This is a genomic window from Dyadobacter jiangsuensis, assembly GCF_003014695.1.
Classification (GTDB): domain Bacteria; phylum Bacteroidota; class Bacteroidia; order Cytophagales; family Spirosomataceae; genus Dyadobacter; species Dyadobacter jiangsuensis.
The window spans coordinates 16,896-37,245 of the sequence record NZ_PYAS01000008.1; the positions used below are offsets into that span (position 1 = coordinate 16,896).

Consider the following 20,350-nt stretch of genomic DNA (forward strand, 5'->3'; position numbering starts at 1 on the left):
CGATTTACTTTAACCACCCCATCCGGTCCCAATGCGGGAGGTTTAGGAATTCCGGATCGGGATATACGAGATTTTCGGCCTCTTTTCGCATTGCTGCGTGCATATAGCTGCCATTTGCCGTAGCGAGGGCTTTTTCCAGATAAGCTGTTTTGTCGATCCCTACCAATACCGAGGATACCTCTTCAAATGACAATGCAAACCGGGTAGCGAGCGTAGGCAGATCAGGGAAACGGTCGCCTGTCCAGGTATGATAGCTTTGGATATGCCGCTCCACATCGGCCAGGGCGGGATGCAGGTTTTTGCCCCTGTCGCTCAGCAATCCCTTCATCAAAACGGAGCGAATGACCAGGCCGACCCCATTTTCGGATGCTTTCTGAAAAAACGACCCGTGCCGCTGGTCCATGAGATTGAAAGGCAGCTGGATCACATCCCATCTCCCACTGCCGATCGCCAGGGAAGTTTCTTCGGTAGCATAGGTCGACGCCCCGGTGGCCCGGATTATGCCTTTTTCTTTCAGTTCCGAAAAAACTTCCGCAATGGTTTCATTTTGCAAAATTTCCACATCGGCCTGGTGCAACATGAAAACATCCAGGTAGTCTGTCTTGAGCATTTCCAGGCTCTGCTGTAACGAATGCTCGATAAACGGCCTGAGCTCCCAGTCGGGCGGCAGTTTCCCGTCTTTTCGAAAATGGCTGCATTTGGTAGCGAGGACAATGTCATTCCTCCTGCCTTCGAAAGCTTTCCCCATGATTGACTCGCTTTCACCGTAAAGCCGGGCAGTATCGAAGAAATTGATCCCCCTGTCTTGCGCTTCATGCAACAGTAATATAGCTTCCTTTTCAGAAAGCATATCTTCTTTACCCGCCACACCGATGCCGTATGGCATGCCAATTTCTACACCGCCGAAAGCAATTTCAGAAACCGCTATCCCGGTATTTCCCAGCAGTCTTTTCTTCAATTCTTGTAAATATTAAAGTGATAATTTCGTCAGGTGTTCATATAGGAATTTTTCGATCCCGCAGCCGAGGATTTTGTAAAAGCGCTCACCAGGTCCTGGCAATAATTTTTAATACCGACCACATCAGCGCCCATACTGATAAACTGGTACCCCATTGCAATCAGCTCGTTGGCGTTCCCGGGCCCGCCTACCGTTCCGGCAAACTTTCCGTGCCTTCGTGCCACTTCCGCCACCCGCTTTCGGGCGGCGATCAGCTCGGGGTGGTTCCATTCACCGGGGGCACCTATTCCCTGACTGAAATCCCCGGGGCCAAAAAACAGCATATCATAACCGTCCAGGGCCGCTATTTCTTCCAGTTCGTTCAGTGGTTCCGGATCTTCGATCTGAAAAATCACAAACCGCTGCTGGTTCGCCTGCACCAGGTATTCGTTGAAATCCAGCGCCGTGTAAGCCCCGTCGGAGTTGCCGCCGTCGATTGGCCGGCGCCCGGTAGGGTGAAAGCGTGTCATACCGACGATCAGCTCGGCTTCGGCCAGATTCATAATGTGCGGAACCATGATACCCGTAGCGTCCAGTTCAAGAGGGCGTATAAAATCGCTGTAACTTCCCTTTGGAACCCTGACCAGGATATCCGTATCGTGTGCCTTGGTAGCCCAGATATTGGATGCCAGTATCGACCAGTCCTGACCGATATGCTCCTGGTCTGTCCAAACGCAGTCAAAACCGGAAATAGCGGCAATTTCAGCGACGCGGGCGTCTGACAGATTGATTTTGAGACAACTTACAATCTCCCCTGCTCTCAGCTTTTTAAGGACCCTGCTTTCGCGCATTTTCATGGTTTTATCTTTTTACAAAATTAACTGCCGGCTCAGGGCCGGTCTTTTACTTTCATCCCTATTTCTGATACTATCTTTCAAAGACATTTATACCTACTCTGTGCGGCTTCCGATTTGTAAAATGGCATGTGCAGCGGCCGCGGCTACATCCGCACGGTCCGACTCATTTTCCAGCTGACTGGCACCCGTAAGCAGCGGCGTTAATATGGAAATATCTTCCGCTTTGCCCCTTTCAGCCAAAGCGGCGGCCATCTCCAAAATAGCACCCTTCGATATCGCGCTTTTGTAGCTTACCAGCGCGGCATGCAACTTTTCTAACTGGCCCAGATTATGATCGTTGTTGGTAAAAGCCGCGCTCAGCAAATATATCCTTGCCGGTGAATCCGCAGGCTCCGCCAATGCTGCCACGGCCAGCATCGTTGATTCTTCCTGCGAAATCCCCTTCAATTGACGCAGGGCATAGGCGGGAATCACCTTGTCCGCGGCTTCAGTATCCGCATTCAGCGCTGCTTTCAGGAATCGGGCTTTGACCGTCGCACGTGAATCCGGGGAGGTAAATGCAGTACTCCATAAGGTGTATAGTGCCAGTGGTTTTATCTCGCTCTGAAGTGTGTTTTCGGTCAGTTTCCAGTCCTTTTTTAAAGGCGAGATCCCCAGTTTTGCCAACGTTTCGGCAGCATGAATGCGGTCGGTGGCCGTAGAGTCCAGGAAAACCCCTAAAATCTTGTCTGTCCAGATTTGCTTATCAACGTCCGCTGTGGCCACCTGCGCCAGCACACGCCAGATCCCGATGCGGTACTGCGGCTTTGCAGCCCACATTCGCTCTTCCTCTATATAAGCCTCCCGGATACCCTCGGGATGCCCCGCCCAGATCAGGTATTCAGCTGCATGGACTTTTACCCATTCCTGCTGCGCTGCCAACACATCCCTCAAAGCCGCAATGCATTGCTTTTCAAGTTCGACAGAACTTTGAAAATCCTGCTTTTTACTATTGCAAGCGCCCAGCAACACGGTCATAAAAATTAGGTTAAAAACGATTGAAAGAAGCTTCATAAATATTGCATTGATGTTACCAACTGGTCCACCCGCCGTCCACTGCCAGGTCTTGCCCGGTGATATAGGAAGCGGCATCGGATAATAAAAAGGCCACCGAGCCGACAATTTCCGACGCCTGTCCGATGCGCCCCATCGGTGATTTACCGGCAAGCCTGGCAACGAAAGCCGCATGCGTTTTCTGTACTTCGGGATTAGGGAACGGCCCGGGGGAAATGCAATTGCAGCGCACGTTGTATTTGCCCCAGTGAACAGCAAAATAGCGCGTCATTTGCTTGATACCCGCCTTTCCCACGCCATATTCGAGCGGGTTTTTGTTCATGGGCTCCTGGTATACATCCGGGTAGGGCGACACCGAACCGTACATACTCGAGAACAACACGATACTGCCACGTTGCCGGGCAGCCATTTCCATACCCAAAGCGCGGGTAAGAATAAAAGCGGCAGTGAGCCCACCGTGATTTACTATATCAAAATCTTCCGCCGACAGTTCCTCCATTTTCTTAGCGGTGCTCGCGGTGATAAGGTTCACATACCCATCGGGCACGCCAAGCGCAGCAATCTGCCTCTCGACAAACTGCTCAGCCGCTTCGGTATGGGTTACATCCAGCGTGGCGCAGGTGGTATTCACGAGTTTTTCCTTTTCCGCAAAAACCGCCGCTCTATCGTCCAGATCCGCACACAGCACTTTAGCACCCCATCTATCCAGGGCCGAAACGACAGCCTGTCCGAGATAGCCGGCCCCTCCAAAAACCCATATATGCTTGTCTTTCAGATTTAGAATAGGAATTTCAGTATTTGCCATCGCACAGGCGGTTTATCGTTTTGAATTTATATACTTACCCTTCCGCAGCAAATCTGCCCACAGTACATACCCTGCGGCAGTCAAATGCACGCCGTCCCAGGTCAGCTCTTTTTTCAGCTTCCCTGCGGAGTCTGAAAAATGGGTATACAGATCTATAAAGCCGACATTTTCTTCTTTTGCCAACACTGCCAGGGCGCTATTTACTTGCAAAATCAGCGTGTCTTTGTTGCAGTGGTTAGGGAGCTTGTTGAAAGAGTGGTTGGTGGGAAGCAGGCTTTGCAGATATACCCTTGTCCGTGGGGATTCGGTTTTAATCCTTTTGACAATGCGTTTGCAATTATTCACCACCACTGCTGCTGGTGTGTTGCGGGCCAGATCATTGATGCCGATCATAAGAAACACCTTCGCAGGTTTCCCTCCCGTCACTTCGTCCAGGCGGTCGAGAATCCCATAGCTCGTATCCCCCGGAATGCCCCTGTTGCGGATATGCTTGTTGCCCAGCAACTCCTGCCATTCTGCCCAGAACGTGATGCTGTTTCCAAGAAAAACAATGTCCTTAGGAGAGTGCGTGAAGGACCTCATCAGCGCAACACGCGGCGCGTAGACATCCGGCCGGACGGTACGGTCCCATGCCACGGTCTGCCCGAAAGTCTGCCCGGCTACCAGCAGCAGTTGAGCGGCAGCTATCCGTAGGTGAAGGCATTTGCAAATCATACGCAAAGTCGGTTCAAAAAAGCGTTCACCTGATTTCCAGAATACTCCCTGCAATATGCTGCGGCCCGCCGGGCACGTTGAAATAGTAGCTGACTAATACGCGGTTTTTGTCCAGTTGGACAGCCCAGGGATACCCCAGGTCGGTAGTACCGCCGTCGGTGCGCAACACGATTTCGGGGGCGGTGGCAAAGTCTGTGCATTCGGCATTCAATATACGCGCCCGTATGCCCAATGGTTTGTGGCGGTAACCATAAGAGAGCAATACGCGGTTATCCGGTAGCCGCAGTGCGTGCAGCGGATGACCTTGAAAACCCATTTTTTCCCAGGCGGTAAAAGTTTTTCCCCCATCGACAGACCGGGCAATGCAAGCCTGATCGTCTAAACCGGCCGTTCGTAAAAAGGCCACAACATCCCCTTTCGGCGTTTCGTAAACGGAAGCTTCGTTGAACGAAACCTCTTCGTCCACTGCAACAGGCGCCGAGTATTTCCAGGTTAGCCCCTTATCGTCCGAGATCAGTAAATGATTGGAAGTCTTATTCGGCGACTGGCGATCGGTTGCTGCCACTACCCAGAAGATCCGTCCGTTTTTCCCCTCATACATTGCGCCCCTATTGTAAGCCGGGAGTTTTTCACCCATGGCGGTGTAGTTGATCTCCTGCTCAATATGCGGCGGGTACAATGGCCCCAGCCAGGATTTGCCGCCGTCTGTGGAGCGGAGCACATATCCTCCCAGGAATACGGCCCCACCTGCCAGAAAATAAGGTTTTTTCAGATTCTCCATACCGTCGGGCCGGAGGAATGCCCAGCCGTAGCTTGCACAAAGGATAGTCCCGTCCTTTAACTGCAACAAGCAAGGATCTTGTGAACCGCCGAACGGATGGGAATAGATCAGTTCAGGCTCGGACGTCCAGGTCTTACCATCCTTTGATTTCACGGACACGAGGTAGCTGTTCGGGTCCACGTGGTTGGTACCTTTCTCGCCAAATACCTTTCTGTCGGGTGCCCTGCGGAATGCGAGCACAATCTCCCCGTTCTTCTTTTTAATCACGGAAGGAAATGCGGCGTGAAATTTTTCATTCCGGTAAATCACCACATCCTCTACCTTACGTACGCCTGGAATGCTGTCGGTAAAAGTAAGTTGGGCGCCGGGACCGGGGTAAGCGTTCGCGCGGGCCGGGACTTGATATTCTATTGCTGAAAAGAGCAGTAACAGCGCTGATATTTCTTTCAATTTCATATAAATGCGGGTTAGGTTAAAAGCAAAAGGAGAGGTGTCATTTGCCGGTCAGCATTTCCAGCCGCCTGGGTTCTGCAAATGGCGCCGCTTTTGCAGGAACCCTGAACCGGTAGGCACGTATACCGCTTCCTTGCCCTTCTTCATAATAAACCACCAGCACCGAGCCGTCTTTCAGCTCAACCGTGGAAGGATAAGCCCCCAGCGTTTCATCGACCATATAAGGCCCTTCCCAGGTTTTAGCTTCATCTCGGCTGATCCGCAGGCCGGTATAACCTTTTTTGGAAGGTGCATCGGTGAATGCCCGGGTAGTGAGCAGTATTTCGCCCGTTTTCAGGCGGGTAAACGACGGCGAGTGTCCGCGAAAACCAATGTCTTCCACATCCGACCAAGTTTTACCCATATCCTTACTTTTTGCAAAATGCATAGGTACTTCCTGCTGTGCGCGCAATGCGGCATAGAGCGTCCCGTCTTTGAGTAGTATGACATCGGTTTCCGCCGCCAGGGGAAGGTTAGCCTTTTCGCCGATTGTAATCACCGGTCCCCAGGTTTTGCCTTTATCGCGTGAAAGCATTACCCCGCCCCAGGCTTTCAAACCGCCTCTGCCTTCCTGGTGGTATACCGGCAGGATGGTGGTACCATCGGGCATTTCGCGCACCTGGGCTGACGAAAGCCAGTCTATGTCACCGGTTTCCAGCAAGGTTGCTTCCTTGTCCCAGGTCCTGCCGTTATCCCGCGACCACAGCAGCTGCGGACTTCCCAGTGTTTTATATTCCTTTGCCCCAAAACTGGGATAACGCAAGGAAAAGAAGCTCACCACCAGCGAACCGTTGCTCAGTTGGGCAATATGCGGATCACGGTTATCGTCGTTGTCATCGTAAATCGTAACGGGTTTCGACCAAGTTTTCCCCTCGTCTTTGGAGCGTACCAGGCAAATGCGGCCAGCCTTCGGATACCTTTCACTTTGCTTTGTCACGTGTTCGTCGCCTGCATAGAATACCGCTACAATATCCCCGTTTTTGAGCCGGCAAGCATCGGGGAAGGCTTGGTAATCACCCGCATCCCCGCCTTTTGAAATGAGCATCGGTTTCTGAGTATGCCCGGACGCGGGTTTAGCGGCTTCCTGTGCAGACAGGCTACCGGAAGCAAGCATAAATCCGAAGAGCAGTAAACGGGAGAATTTGTTGGTATTCATATTAAAAAGGATTTAGGAATAGATGCTTTTGAAACAATTACTTATGAGGCCGCGCCTGCATTTGTCCGCTTTCTGATCAGCAAAAGGATCATTACACAAACAAACATCAAAACACCGGCAAACTGGAAAATCTGGCCGAGGTCAACCTGCATGTCACGCAAAACCCCGCCTGCATACAAACCAATCCCGCCGATCACGCAGGCAAAAAAATTGAGCACGCCGTAACCGGTTGCACGATAGCGCGGGTCGGCGGTCAGGCATAGAATGGGCATCAGGTTCGCGTCGCTGAACATACGGGTGAGCCCATACACCATAAACATGACGATCGCCAGCGGCAGTACCGAGGTATTGCTCGCGATAAATATGCTCGGCGCCGCAATGCATAGTCCGATCACGGGTATGAGGAATTTCGAATTGGCACTCCCTTTTGCAAACCGATCGGATAAAAAGCCGCCTAGGATTACTCCGGCGATGGAAGCGGGATAAAGATAACCCGTGGCATAAAGCCCGGCCATGCCCTGCGACAAGTTGAAATGCTCTTTGTAGTAAGTTGGCATCCATCCCATCACCATCCAGCCGATAATCCCCAGCAAAGACCAGAAAACAACGAGCAGTATAAACGACCACTGACCAAAAAGACTGCGGAGTGCCTGAAAAAATTCGATTTTCGGCTCGTCCGCTTTTTCCTCCGCTTGATTGCTTTCCGGCGCGTCGCGCAGTAGCCAGAGTAATACAAAGGAATACCCGATCCCTACCAGCCCGAATACGCTGAAAGGTGCTGTCCAGTCATGGTCTTCCGCTATCCAACCGCCGACAAATCCCAGGCTTTGTCCCACCATTACCCCGGCAATATGAATGCCTGATGCGAGGGAGCGCGTGGTGGTTTTGTGATAATCGACGATCAGTGCTACTGCTGCGGGAAGATAGCAGGCTTCACTTACACCCATTAAAATGCGCGTCGCCACCAGTTGCTCAAAGGTTGTTACATAAGAGGTGAGCCAGGTCACCGCGGACCAAACAAACAAGCTGCCTATGATCACCCGGCTCCGGTTGAAATGGTCGGCCAGGTAGCCTGCAAAGGGGCTTAGAATACCATACACCCACAAAAACACGGAAGTCAGCAACCCGAACTGTGCATCGGACATTGGCATTGCCTCGATGATCGAAGTTCTCATAGTGGTGATCATCGTGCGGTCGAGGTAGTTGAGACAGCCTACAAAACATAATAAAATAACAATCCGCCACGCCCCTGAAGGCAATGTATACTCAGCTTTTAATGGTGCGGCCTCGACTGTGGACATAGGGAAGTGGGTTTGTTGAGAAAGAAGCAAATACCGATTGAATGCATGCACCGCTTAACGCCCGGTTTACAGGTCTTTCAAAGGGATTTGGGTCTGATAGATAATCGCTTTGCCTTCGTGGCTGGAATAATAGGCCACGTACAACTGTTTTTTTTCTACAATCAGCCCCGGATAGCTGCTATCGCCGTTGCTCAGCAACTTCATGGTTTTTAACACTTTACCTTCCAGGTCTGTCACGTGCAATGCGGTAGAAGCTTCTTTCCCTTCATGCAATCGGGAGCCTATGATCAGTCTGTCGCTGCCCAGGAACTGGAAATTCGGGCCGCCGAGCCGGACGGTCAGCTTGTTGTACTTCCATTGGTTATAGGGAAAGTCACTTACTGCCAGTACGCCCATCTGGTCACCGGTTTCGCGCCTTACCAGCACATACATTTTGTCATTTTTATCAAAACGGATCGTCGATTCGTTGGGACTTCCGTCCAGGTCAAACCCGGGTACATTTTCGTAGTACTTACCGTCTTTGGTTTTGAGCAGCCGGGCCGACATCGTGCGGACCCCCTTTCCGTCGACGGTCTTGTAATCGGCCGTGTACATGATCCCGTACCCTACCCCGCTGTGCCAGGTAATCCGCCAGATCCAGTCCAGCGCGGGCGTAATTTCTTTGCTGAAAGTCGTTTTTTCGGGCTCTGAAAAATGGGTTCCCGATTTATCTGAGATAGAAACGTAGGGTGCCAGCGTGAGATACCTTCCGTCTTTGAAGATACCCGCGGCGACGATGGCCATTAGGGTGCCATCCGGCCGCACAGACAGCCTGGCTTCGCGCACATCCTCGGCGTCCATGTCAAACAAGGCCACCGATTCCCAATCCTTTCTGTTTTTCGACCTCACGATCCTTACTTTTCCATTGTTCTCATTCCCGACGTGGTTCGCACCTTCCCTGAAAGTGATATAGAAATAATCCTTGAACTGAACCAGATCAGGAAAAGCGTTGTGCGGCTCTTTGTCCCAAACCCGGGTGACCCGGATCGAATCGGCCGGAAGTCCTGTACCCGCAAATGCGAAGCTAGTGGCTGTCAAAATCAAGACCAGTAAATACCATTTTATTCTAATCATTCCTGATAAATTTAAAACTGAATAGAGATCAATTCACTCTGACACCAACTCGCCTCTTTCGCGCATTTCCTGCCGCAATTGTGCCTGATAGGCCGCCTTGGCCTCTACGTCTTCCTGCGCCGACGCGCCGAAGTAGATAAACCCCAGCGCCTTCCGAGTACGGTCGGTCGTTTGATTACCGTCGGCGCGGTGGATGGTCAGCGAGTCATGGATCAGCAGGTCGCCCGGTCTGGCGGGGAATGCGATCTCATTTTCAAGATCCTCCGGCAAGCCGAAATCCGTGATTCCCTGCGAGAAGCCGAGGGTCTGTGTTCTCCCGTGCCGGCGCATTCCCAATTTATGTGATCCCCGTACGTAACGCACACAACCGTTGGCCTCGTCCACGTCTTCCAGGGCCATCCACATCGTCACCGCCTTGGCGGGTTTGAGCATGAAGTAGTAGCCGTCCTGGTGCGGAGGGGTAGGCTTTCCGATTTTCGGAGGTTTGTTAAAATACTCCAGAATCTTCGGCACTACGGTGTCTTCCAGCAGCTCCCCCGCGATCCGGCTGAACTTACTGTCATTCAGCATTGGCGCGAAATAGGGCGCATGGTCAGACACGTGCATAATCTGCTTTAACGTGGCGGGATCGTTTTTGTCTTCGTAAAAGACATCGCTCACAGGAAGTCCGGGAACCGTATTTTCGATAAAATCTTCCAGTCTGCGGTTCACTTCCGCCACTTCCTCCTCTGAAAGGAATCCAGGCAGAAAGACATAGCCGTCTTCTTCAAATTTTCTTTTGATCAATCTAAAATCCATTTTTCACTATATTTAAAATGAATGCAATCAATGCTCAAAGGCTAATTATAGCCCGGATTTTGCTTCACTTTCGGTTCAAGGCTCAATACCGTATTCGCGATCGGGAACAATAGCAAATGGTCCTGTCCTTTTCGAGCCTTCAGATTCGGCACCAAATCGAACACTTGGCCGAAGCGTACCAGGTCCCACCATCTTTTTCCTTCGTATAGCAATTCGTAAAGCCTTTCTTTCAAAATCGCATCATCGTTCGCCTGTTTCGCCCCTTTTACAAAAACGTGTTTGCTGTAATTTGCTCCATAAGCCCGCTGGCGCACTTTGTTAATTTCTTCGGTAGGATCCTGGTCCAGCGCATTTTTAGCCTCTGCTTTGAGCAATATGACGTCCGCGTAGCGGTAAAGCACAATATCGCTCAGAAAGAGTCTCGTGCCGCCCGTCAGCAACCCTCGGCCTTTCATAGACAGAGTCGTGTAAAAGGTTGGTTTACCCTCCGCATCATAGGTGAAAATTTCGTGGAAGGAGGCTTTTTTCCGTGTGTCGTCTTCGGTAAACTGGTTACGAACAAGCGAAGTGACCACAAGCAGCCCCTGGCCGCCGCCCACCGGCTGGATTAATGCCTTGGTAGCAGCATCGATATTTGCGGGTATCGCGCTATCAATAATCCAGTGGAGCCAAAACTGGTTATTCGAGGCACCGTCCAGATCCTGATATCGGATCGTCATGATGGTTTCCTTATTACCCTTGTTGGCATATTCGAACAGGTCTGCGTAATTCGGCAGGAGCGAAACATCCGCCTTTTCTACTTCTGCGATTGCGGCCAGTGCCTTCGTGAAATCGGCCGCGCCGCCGTTCATTCTTTTGCCTGTCCATAAGTGCACATCCGCTTTCAGGGTATTTACCGCTGCGCGGGACCATTTAGAGCGGCCGGCTGCAAAATTATTGTCGGGAAAAAGAGTGAGCGCCATCTCAATATCGCTTTTGATCAGCGCAAACACTTCTGCCTGGGGTGCGCGCTCCTTGATCGTTACTTCCGCGCCGGACGTTTCGGTTGGCTCCGTCCGGATGATCAGGTCCCCCCAGGTCCGCGTCATCACGAAATAGGTGTATGCCCGCATACTGTACGCCTGCGCCAGTATGCTGTTCTTCACCGCCTCCGACTTGAATGTAATGCCTGGAACATATTTAATGATCAGGTTTGCAGAGTTGATAGTGGCATAAAAGCCGCTCCAATCGGGATGGTGAGGCTGGTCGCCGCTGAGCTCGTTCAGAAAAAGATCGTTCCGTCCGCTACCGTATATGCCGCCTTCAAAAACCTCGCTCCGCTGTTCGCCTAGAGTGTAAATCGCGCCGGAAACGTTCCGGAGGTTTACATACATACCATTCAATGCCCCTTCCGCATCCTCCTGCGTTTTCCAGAAAGAATTGGTGGTGATAACGCTGACAGGTGCCACGTCCAGAACATCACAGGAAGCTCCGCAAAAACACACAAGCAGGGTAAAGAGTATAAGTCTCAGTTTTTTCATAATTTCCTGATTATCAAAATGAAATATTGGCCCCGAAAATGATGTTTTTAGGCATTGCATAACGCCCATCGTCGACGCCGCCCTCTTCCGGGTTCAGGCCGAGGTATTTGGTGAAGTAGTGAATATTGTTGGCGGTTACGTTGAATCTCAAACTGGCCAGTTTCAGCTTGTTCAATATCTTCGACGGTACGGAGTAGCTCAGCGTTACCTCGCGAATGGCCAGAAAGTCGCCGGATTCATTGTACATCGAGTTGCCTGAGGTGGTGACCCCGTCGAACAGGTTACGCTGAACCCTCTCGCCGCCCCAATACGATCTGGGCATATCAGTAATATCACCCTGCTTTTTCCAGGAGCGCTCTACCATTCGCTGAGTCAGGTTGCCGTCCGAATACATATTTCCGTCCAGGAACATCCTGCCCCAGTTGAAGATCGTGTGGCCGGTGGTATAGTCAAGCCGCACATAAAAATTGAAATTCTTATAGCTCAATGTATTCGACAACCCTCCCGTCCACAGGGGATAGGCATTCCCCATATACCTTTTGTCCCGCGAATCGATTATGCCGTTCTTGTCCGCATCGTAATATTCAACGTCCCCCCCGTACTGGGTTTTATCCGCACCTACGATGTAGGAAGCGATCGGACCGTTTTTCGCATCTTCATCGGTGGGATAAATGCGCACTTGTTTTCTATCATACATTTCCCCCAGCTTCTGGCCTTCCTGAATTCCCCCTTTCCAGGCATAATCCTGGCGCGCATCGTCCCATATCAGCACACCGCCGACACGGTTATTCTCCACCCCGTTATAGGGCAATTTCAATACTTTATTCTTCGTTTTGGAAGCATTGAAAGCCACACTCCACTGAAAGGGAGAATTGGCGGGAAGTACGCGTGCGCCGAGCTCAATCTCAAAACCCTTGTTTTCAAGTGTGCCCAGGTTGGTAAGCACACTGGCAAATCCCGTAGACTGCGGCAAAGGAAGGCTTGTCAGTAGGTTGCTTGTTACGCGCCGGTAATAGTCCACGATCAGGGTAAGCCGGTTGTCCAGGAAACCGAGGTCTGCACCTATATCGAAAGTCTTAGACTGTTCCCATTTCAAATCCTTGTTCGGAATGACTGTATTCTGGATTGCGGCAGCGCCTCCATATCTGGATCCCACGCCGTAGGCACCTTGGGCGGTAAAATCCCCCAATCCGCTGATATTTCCATTTTCACCATAACTACCTCTCAGTTTCATTTGAGAAACGCCGCGGGAGATTCCGGCCCAAAAATCTTCCTTGTGCATGTTCCAGCCTAAGGAAACTCCGGGGAAAAAGCCCCACTTATGCGACTCCCCCAAATTGGACGCACCATCGTAGCGCATATTCAACGTCAACAGGTATTTCGTCTGATAATTGTAATTGGCACTCGCGAAATACCCCAGGATACGCTGGTCGCTGATGGAACTGCTGACTGCCGTTGCTTCCGCAGAAGCATTCAGGGTCGGGATCAGGTCGGTCGAGGCCCCTCTTCCGCTGGCGCTCAGACTGGAATTGGTACGTCCGAAATAGGATATCCCTGCCCTTGCGTCGAGGTTATGGTCCTTGAATGACTTGGTGTATGCAAAAACACCATCCGCCTGGGTTTGGCGCCACCTGGAACTGGTTGCGGAGGCTGCACGTGCATCCACAAACGCAAGCGGCCCGTTCCAGAATCCCGGCTGAAACGTATATCCATCTCCATTGACATTATAAAGTGACACTTGCGGTTCAAACGATAAACCGGGCAGGATATTCCAGCGCGAACCCAGCGTCACCGTCAGCTTTTCATTTGAATTCTCGGCCTTCCTGGTATTCATCTGGTATTCCGGGTTTCCGATACCGTTGTTGGTACCGGGAGCCAAAGTACCGTCCTCAAACCTGTATTTAGCCGTCGGCGCCAGACCGGCGTTTCGATAGAACGTAACCGCGGTGGAACCGTAGGGTGTGTTCGTTGAAGACCTTGAAAAAATCACTTTTGAAAATACAGTGAGGTTTTTCTTCACCTGGATATCCCCGTTCAGATTAAAGCTGAGGCGGTCGTATTTCGTCGTGATTACGGTCCCATCGGCAGTCATATACCCCACCCCTGCATTAAAGGATCCTTTTTCGGTACCACCGGAAACGGACAGGTTGTGGTTATGGGAAATGCCCGTCTGGTAATTCAATGCCTGGAAATCGGTGTCCTGGAAGATCAGTGTCTTGGTGGGATCTGCTGGATCCGGCATGCTCTGCCAGCCTTCCTTCAACTTATGTTCGTTCGCAGGTGTCAGGTATTGGGTTGTAAATGCGGTGTTATTGGTCAGGTCATTCCCTGTTCCGTAACCCATAGGCAAGGTCAGCCTCGAAGTATAATCTCCGAACTTCGCAGCCCCAAAAACACCTAGCCTGTTGATCGTCAGATAATCCCGTGCATTGGCAAGCTCGAACATTTTACCGGGCTTGGAGGTAGTCAGGTCATAGGAATAACTGACCCTCGTCTGCCCTGACCTGCCCGTTTTGGTGGTGATGATTACCACCCCGTTCGATCCCCTGGCCCCATAAATTGCGGTGGAAGCCGCATCTTTTAATACCTGCATGGAAGCGATATCATCCGAATTGATATCATTCATATCGGTCCGGATCACCCCGTCGATGATGTATAGCGGACTGGCCCCATTGGGGTTGTTGATAGAGGTTCCTCCCCGTACGATCACGCGCGGAGCCGCGCCGGGCTGTCCGGATGTACTTTGGACCCGCACGCCGGACACGGTACCCTGTAAAGCCGAGGCCGCATTGGCAAAAGGAACATTTTCAAGCACCTTCGTGTCGAGTTTCGAGATAGACGTTGTCAACGTTTCGCGCGACTGCACCCCGTATCCCGTCACCAGCACTTCCTGCAACACCGCCACGTCTGCCTTCAATGTCACATTAACCTCCGAGCTATTACCTATCGGGATCTCCTGACTCTGGTAACCTATAAAGGAGAATATCAGGGAAGATCCGGGGGCGGCGCTTACGGTATAATTTCCATCCACATCTGTGCTGGCGCCGGTAGTGGTTCCTTTCACCTGAATATTCACGCCCGGCAGTGCTTCGTTATTTTCGTCAACAATTTTCCCCGAAACCCGAACTGCCGTTTGAGAGAGAGCAGCAGGTACACAAAAGCAAATCAATAAAAATAATAAACAGGGCTTCCGGTGAAAGAGATGTAGTAATATTTTCTTTTGCATAGCATTGAGCTTAGAAGGTTTGGCATGAACTAACAAATCCAAAATTAGATTTTGCCATTACCTCGATCCTCTACTTTTGTTTGCTTTTGTAATACTATTTTTCAGCCGCCCGGTTCGAAGCACTTTTCATTGGTTCAGAGTGGAATAGGAAGTCGGTACAAAACAAAAAGAGGCAATGGGTCAATGCATCTCGCCACGATATAAGAGAGCAGCAATAGCGGCAACTAAAGATGAAGAACTCTGCAAGTATCTTGCCAGCATGGACATCTTACGCGTTGGAAAACGCAGGGAAATACAACTTGCATTGAAGATGTTAGGAAATATCTGCTATGAGTCACAAGGACAATATGACCCGAATCAAAATAGTCCATAATACGCTAGGAGAACTTGCCAACGGCTCTTTTGTAGGCGGTGCGACGGTATCGCTTTGCACTGACCGGATGCTGACGAGGTTCGTCCGACAGATGATGTCGATATTTTGATCGAGTTAACAGGACACGTCGACTATGCCGCACTAGAATAGCAGCTGCGCAGCAAGGGCTTTTAAATGACCTAGAATCTGGAGTGATTTACGGATATAAAATAAAGGCGTGACCGTCGATGTAATGCGAGCGTCAGAGACAATCCTGGGCTTTACCAACCGATGTAAAGGGCAGGAGTTCAAAACGGGATGAGTGTGAATCTTCACGAAAGTACTGCAACCCATACTTTCGGCCTGTCTACTTTTGGCCTCAAAGATCGAAGCTTTTGAAAGCCGCGGAAGAAATGATGAACGTTGGAGTACCGAATTTGAAGACATCATTTTTCTGTTAAACAACCAGTCACCCATTTGGCTTGAAGTGCGAGAGAGCGGAGAGCCGGTCGTGAGCTATCTCCGGGACGAAATAAAAGCTCTCCTAGAAATAAGTATCCGGATGAATAGATCGGGTGCCATCTTGAATTCTCAGAACCATGGGGGGAGCTTATTATTGGATCACTTTCGGAACTTATAACCTTTACAACGATTTATAATTTGCACGAAAAATTGTAACTTCGGGGAATCAATTGCCAATCACAAATCAGGTGAGCAATTCGGGAGCAGGCAAAAATCAGCTTTCCAAATAACTCATTATAAGCAAGTTGAGAGACAGTTCAAATCTCTTCCTCTCTGCAAAATGCCTCTGCTGGTAACAGCAGGGGCGTTTTTCGTTTACGGGACAATTGGCGGGACAAATTTATTTTCCGAGCTGATGAAAGATTATACACACCTGTCCAAATCTGAAGAATTACATTGATGGGCAGAATTACATCCACGATACCCTCATGGAACCTTTTCTATCACATAACAGGGTGCCGTCTTTTTCTCTGCCATCCCTATATTAACCTCTTTCATCTGAACGGTAAACTGCAATCCATTTTTTTGCCATTTTACCGGGGTCAAACCGGATACAGTCGACTCATATCCGAAATATTTCGCTAAGTCGTCAAAAACAGAAAGATCGCTCGAATACTTGTTAATCCCCGTCACGGAAACTAGTTTGTTATCCTTGAAAGCGAATGCCAGGAAGTTTGTAGCCCCTAATTGGGGATCAAACAGAAGGCTTTTTAAGATTAGGTCGGGATTGACTTGCAGGAACTCCGAATCGGGAACATTTAATTCATCCTTTTCTACTTTTTTCACCTCCTCGCGAGACATTCCAAAATTCGTATGAATCACATCTACGTTCCTTTCAACTACCTCAATTTTAATTTTCGTAGAGCGGGATACTGATAAATTAAGCGCGTTTATTTTAAGAGTGGATGTTAATGTAAACTCTTCATTTACCGGCCTATAAAACTCAAACGCGTTAACATACTCACGCACTTGTTTGACAGGATGCATTTCCTCCGACGGTAGGCCCATTCTCATAGTAGTGTAGTTGTCTGGTCGCAGGCTAAAACTCAGCCACGGACGGTAGCCCAAAACACCAATCGTGTATACGTATTGTCCGGGATCCATCCGCTCTCCAACCCTTCCTTTGTACGTGATGAATTTATAGACCACTTCCTTCGGCGGTGTACTCACAATATCGTTGTTATAATAAACCCCTCCCTTTCCAATGAGTGAGGTGCTGTCTTTCTCGACCTGCTCAACATTATCCAGTTTGTCAACCTCCTTCTTTTTGCAGGATAAAATCAGAAAAATGAAAAGTAAAGAACAGCAAAATAGTTTGGTGGCATGAAAGCCAGCTTTGATTTGACGTACATTCACGGGAGGTCGTATTTAGGTTAGGGTTGTTTCCGCATTGAAACTAATAAATTTGACGGTATGGAACTATCACTGGCCCGATACATGACGTTGCCCGAGGCGACTCACCCTATTTACCAAACACACGTTTCAAAAAACCATACGTGTGGATGATGGCCAACCACACATTCCTCTTAACTGAATCGAAGAAATTCGCTATACCGACATAAGGTGTCTGCCTGATCTCTCCGAAATGTTGTTCGATATACGCTTTGGCATTTCTTTCGGCGTTCTCATAAATATCCCGGCTCGTATTAGCCTGTGTACCGCTTCCGGTCCTGTCGAATGGGGCATGGAGCGCATAATCTTCCAGGCACAAATGCTTGAACACATATCCTTTTTTATACATGTCGTGAGACCAGACCGTCGCCGTATCGACGCCACCCCAGTTTCCGCCATAACAGCCGATTTTCCCGTTCGGGACTGTTTCGAGCCGGTACTTGTTCACGTCGATCAGCGCGCAATACTCATTTAACCGACATTCCGGCAGCATATGAACCCTGCCGTGCTGAATGACGTCCTTCTGAAGTTTTTGCCTGGGAGTGGCGTAGGCAGCCGTTATTTCCAGGGCTTCGTCGATGGACGGAACATACTCCTGATAGGTATTCGAGTTGCATTTATTCGCCCAGGCAGGACCGGCAGGGCAAGACCAGCACTGCCCGATTGACCCCACACCCGCTAAGTTGGGGCCACCGGCGTCAAATTCCCTGAGCATATCGCCGATCATATCTTTGGAATACAGCATATCATTATGCATAATGCACAGATACGGCTTATCCGTGGTTTCCAAGGCATATTGATACATAATGCTCTGCCGCCATCGCGTGTCGGTTTTGGCCCGCTCGATATCCATCACGCCCAGCCCCAAATGATGATAAGGGTATTGAACGACCAACCGCACATCGGGGTCATTTCTGAAATAGTCGATGACTTTGAAAATTCCGACGTAATCGTTGTGAGGCTGCTTTCTTTCCCTTGAGAAATAGATTTTATCAATGTGGGCACCACTGTGTTTCATCAGTGTTTTTATGGTAACTATTGCCTGGTAGGGTTTACCATAAAATGCGATGCTGACATCTACCTTTTTGTTCATAACTAACGTTGGTCTATACTGGTCATATTTCACCGGGATCCTGAGATCCTTTTGATTTATATTTTGATCAATAGAGATGGAAATAGTGATCGCGGCCCGTTTCCGTTCCGGATTCTCGAGGGTAGTCAATGTGGTATTAGTTTGAAGAAACTGCCGCTGAGCTCTCATCGTAGCTCTGTTGCCATACAAACTAATTGGGGTGCTAGTCACGAAATTTAGGAACTAATGTCCTTGTAACCAAATATCACCTACACATTAATAATCAATAGTTTAAACTACTGGATAAATAATACTTGCCTATTAATAACGAATACCCACTTCCAAACGTACTTCCGTGCACGTCTTGGAGATGAAAGTTTGTTCGGACATTCGTACATTTGTAGATTATTTAATAAAAAATCTATTTTTCTTCTAAGTGTTTCTGGCGGTGAGAACGACATTACTATAACAGGCCGCCTGAACCGGCCTGCTGTCGGTACTTTTTAACCCGCTAACCATGGATAGTTTGGAATTGTCTGATCATCACGAGGATGGTCCCGGCCAGCCCGCACCTCCCGGCCAGGGCCCGGACAGGCTTTCGCGCCGGCCTGAATTTCCTGCCGAATCGGAGATGCTGCTGAAAAAGGCATTTGAATCGGACACCAATACGGGGATCGAGCTGCTTTTCCGATGGTACTACCGGCCCTTGTGCAGCCACGTGGTACGCTATGTCTCGTCGAAAGAAATTGCTGAGGATATCGTATCCGAAGTTTTCTACAAATTCCACAGGGACAAGGTCTTCGCCAACGTGGAGACGTCGTTCCGGAATTACCTGTTTTCGGCGGTGCGTTACAGCGCATTCGATTACGCCCGGCTCGAAATGAAACGGAATACCTCTCTCGAACATGCCGAATACGTAACACTTCAGCCGGAACAGCAACCCGATCATATCACCCAATACGAAGATCTGTACAACGATGTGCAGAACGCCATCAACGCCCTGCCGCAAAAGCAGCGCCGGGTGTACCTCATGCACCGCTATGAGGGTAAAAAATACAGTGAGATCGCGACGGAACTGGGCGTGTCGTACCGGACCGTGGAGTCGCAGATGTACACGGCGATGCAGGAGCTTCGGAGGATTATCAAAGCCAAATGGCTATTCGCGCTGCTAGCCCTATTTAACTAAGCCGTGCCCCCGACGGCATGGAACACATTATCCGCCAAGATTAACCATGAAAGATCCAATAAGTAAAGAACTGATTTTCAACTATTTTTCGGGCAATGCGACGGCACTTGAAAAAGACCTGATCGATCGCTGGACCACCGACTCGCAGGCCAGGGAGCAACTGTTTATCTGGCTGGTGGAATGGGAAAATCAGAACATCCAGTACAATGCCAACGTGGACCTGGCAATTAACCGCCATTTCACACGCATGGACGAGCAGCCTGCGAAAACATGGGACGAGCCAGCCGCAGCACAACCCATGCGAAGACTACACGTTCAGGGAAAATCATGGCTCATCGCGGCAGCAGTTACATTGCTGGTACTCGCGGGCGGCTGGCTCACGCGTGACCACTTACGCTATGAGATTTACACAACCGGTTTCGGTCAGATCGAGCGGCTGACATTGCCTGACGGCAGCAAGGTCGTGCTCAACGCCAACTCCACGCTCCGCGTTCCGCGATTCGGTTTCGGCAAAACCACCCGGGATGTGTACATGACCGGCGAAGCGGATTTCGCCATTACCCACACCGCGAATCACCAGAAATTCATCGTGCACACGGAAAAGAATTTTGAAGTGGAGGTGCTGGGTACGGAGTTCAACGTATATGCGCGACCGCGGCGCTCGCGCGTGGTGCTGAACAAGGGTAAGGTAAAACTGCATTACCTGAAAGGCTCGGAAAGCGATCAGATCGTGATGAGACCCGGCGACCTTGTAACCTTCGACGCCCCCGGCCACGCTTCGGTCAGGAAAACAACCAACCCGGCCAACTACTCAGCCTGGAAAGCGCATCGCTTCGTTTTTGAAAATGAAAGCCTGCGCGAGATATGCGATCTGTTTGAAGACAATTTCGGACTCAAAATCCAAATACCCGATTCCACCCTGGCTGCCCAGACTGTCTCCGGCTCTTTCACAGCGCTGAATGCCGAAGAACTCTTCGAAATACTGGCCGACGACTCCGGGCTATCCTATTCGCGCTCGGAGGATGGGAAAGTCATTACGCTCGATTACTAAACCACTGACTCATAAACCAACC

The 20,350-nt window shown here is 50.1% G+C and carries 16 protein-coding genes; 2 read left to right on the forward strand and 14 right to left on the reverse strand.

All coding sequences use genetic code 11. From position 1 onward, the window contains the following. Window positions 1-4: 4 nt before the first annotated feature. The 14 genes from CLV60_RS17025 to CLV60_RS17100 form a co-directional block, all read right to left on the reverse strand. Window positions 5-958, reverse strand: a complete 954-nt coding sequence (locus CLV60_RS17025; protein ID WP_229211010.1) for an aldo/keto reductase — start codon at window positions 956-958, stop codon at window positions 5-7. Between the two features lie 29 nt (window positions 959-987). Next, window positions 988-1,794: an HpcH/HpaI aldolase family protein gene (locus CLV60_RS17030; RefSeq protein ID WP_106596588.1), complete on the reverse strand. Its 807-nt coding sequence runs from the start codon at window positions 1,792-1,794 to the stop codon at window positions 988-990. A gap of 93 nt (window positions 1,795-1,887) precedes the next feature. Beyond that, the gene (locus tag CLV60_RS17035; RefSeq protein WP_106596589.1) at window positions 1,888-2,847 is read right to left on the reverse strand and encodes a hypothetical protein; all 960 of its coding nucleotides are present in this window, start codon (window positions 2,845-2,847) and stop codon (window positions 1,888-1,890) included. Window positions 2,848-2,863: 16 nt separating this feature from the next. Then, a complete protein-coding gene (locus CLV60_RS17040; protein WP_106596590.1) occupies window positions 2,864-3,652 on the reverse strand; it encodes an SDR family oxidoreductase in 789 nt (262 codons plus the stop codon). A 12-nt stretch (window positions 3,653-3,664) separates the two neighbouring features. Further along, complete coding sequence (locus tag CLV60_RS17045; RefSeq protein ID WP_106596591.1) at window positions 3,665-4,366, reverse strand: GDSL-type esterase/lipase family protein; 702 nt, start codon at window positions 4,364-4,366, stop codon at window positions 3,665-3,667. A gap of 25 nt (window positions 4,367-4,391) precedes the next feature. Then, window positions 4,392-5,603 carry a sialidase family protein gene (locus CLV60_RS17050; protein WP_106596592.1) on the reverse strand — a complete coding sequence of 404 codons (1,212 nt, stop codon included), beginning with the start codon at window positions 5,601-5,603 and terminating at the stop codon, window positions 4,392-4,394. A gap of 37 nt (window positions 5,604-5,640) precedes the next feature. Continuing rightward, window positions 5,641-6,795: a sialidase family protein gene (locus CLV60_RS17055; protein WP_106596593.1), complete on the reverse strand. Its 1,155-nt coding sequence runs from the start codon at window positions 6,793-6,795 to the stop codon at window positions 5,641-5,643. Window positions 6,796-6,836: 41 nt separating this feature from the next. Further along, entirely contained in the window at window positions 6,837-8,096 is a 1,260-nt protein-coding gene (locus CLV60_RS17060; protein ID WP_170118800.1) for an MFS transporter, read from the reverse strand. A 66-nt stretch (window positions 8,097-8,162) separates the two neighbouring features. Next, window positions 8,163-9,209 carry a hypothetical protein gene (locus CLV60_RS17065; RefSeq protein ID WP_106596594.1) on the reverse strand — a complete coding sequence of 349 codons (1,047 nt, stop codon included), beginning with the start codon at window positions 9,207-9,209 and terminating at the stop codon, window positions 8,163-8,165. A 33-nt stretch (window positions 9,210-9,242) separates the two neighbouring features. Further along, window positions 9,243-10,007: a phytanoyl-CoA dioxygenase family protein gene (locus CLV60_RS17070; protein ID WP_106596595.1), complete on the reverse strand. Its 765-nt coding sequence runs from the start codon at window positions 10,005-10,007 to the stop codon at window positions 9,243-9,245. A 41-nt stretch (window positions 10,008-10,048) separates the two neighbouring features. Next, window positions 10,049-11,527, reverse strand: coding sequence for a RagB/SusD family nutrient uptake outer membrane protein (locus CLV60_RS17075; protein ID WP_106596596.1), 1,479 nt, complete (start codon window positions 11,525-11,527; stop codon window positions 10,049-10,051). A gap of 13 nt (window positions 11,528-11,540) precedes the next feature. Beyond that, window positions 11,541-14,753 carry a SusC/RagA family TonB-linked outer membrane protein gene (locus CLV60_RS17080; RefSeq protein WP_106596597.1) on the reverse strand — a complete coding sequence of 1,071 codons (3,213 nt, stop codon included), beginning with the start codon at window positions 14,751-14,753 and terminating at the stop codon, window positions 11,541-11,543. Window positions 14,754-16,053: 1,300 nt separating this feature from the next. Then, on the reverse strand, window positions 16,054-16,983 hold the full coding sequence (locus CLV60_RS17095) for a hypothetical protein (protein WP_106596600.1): 930 nt from the start codon (window positions 16,981-16,983) through the stop codon (window positions 16,054-16,056). Between the two features lie 106 nt (window positions 16,984-17,089). Beyond that, window positions 17,090-18,112 (reverse strand): hypothetical protein, encoded by a 1,023-nt coding sequence (locus CLV60_RS17100; protein ID WP_106596601.1) that lies wholly within the window; start codon window positions 18,110-18,112, stop codon window positions 17,090-17,092. 496 nt (window positions 18,113-18,608) lie between these two features. Between CLV60_RS17100 and CLV60_RS17105 the strand changes: the two genes are divergently transcribed. Together CLV60_RS17105 and CLV60_RS17110 are read left to right on the forward strand one after the other, a co-directional pair. Then, window positions 18,609-19,277, forward strand: a complete 669-nt coding sequence (locus CLV60_RS17105) for an RNA polymerase sigma-70 factor (RefSeq protein ID WP_106596602.1) — start codon at window positions 18,609-18,611, stop codon at window positions 19,275-19,277. 46 nt (window positions 19,278-19,323) lie between these two features. Further along, window positions 19,324-20,328, forward strand: coding sequence for a FecR family protein (locus CLV60_RS17110; protein WP_106596603.1), 1,005 nt, complete (start codon window positions 19,324-19,326; stop codon window positions 20,326-20,328). The last annotated feature ends 22 nt before the right edge of the window (window positions 20,329-20,350 follow it).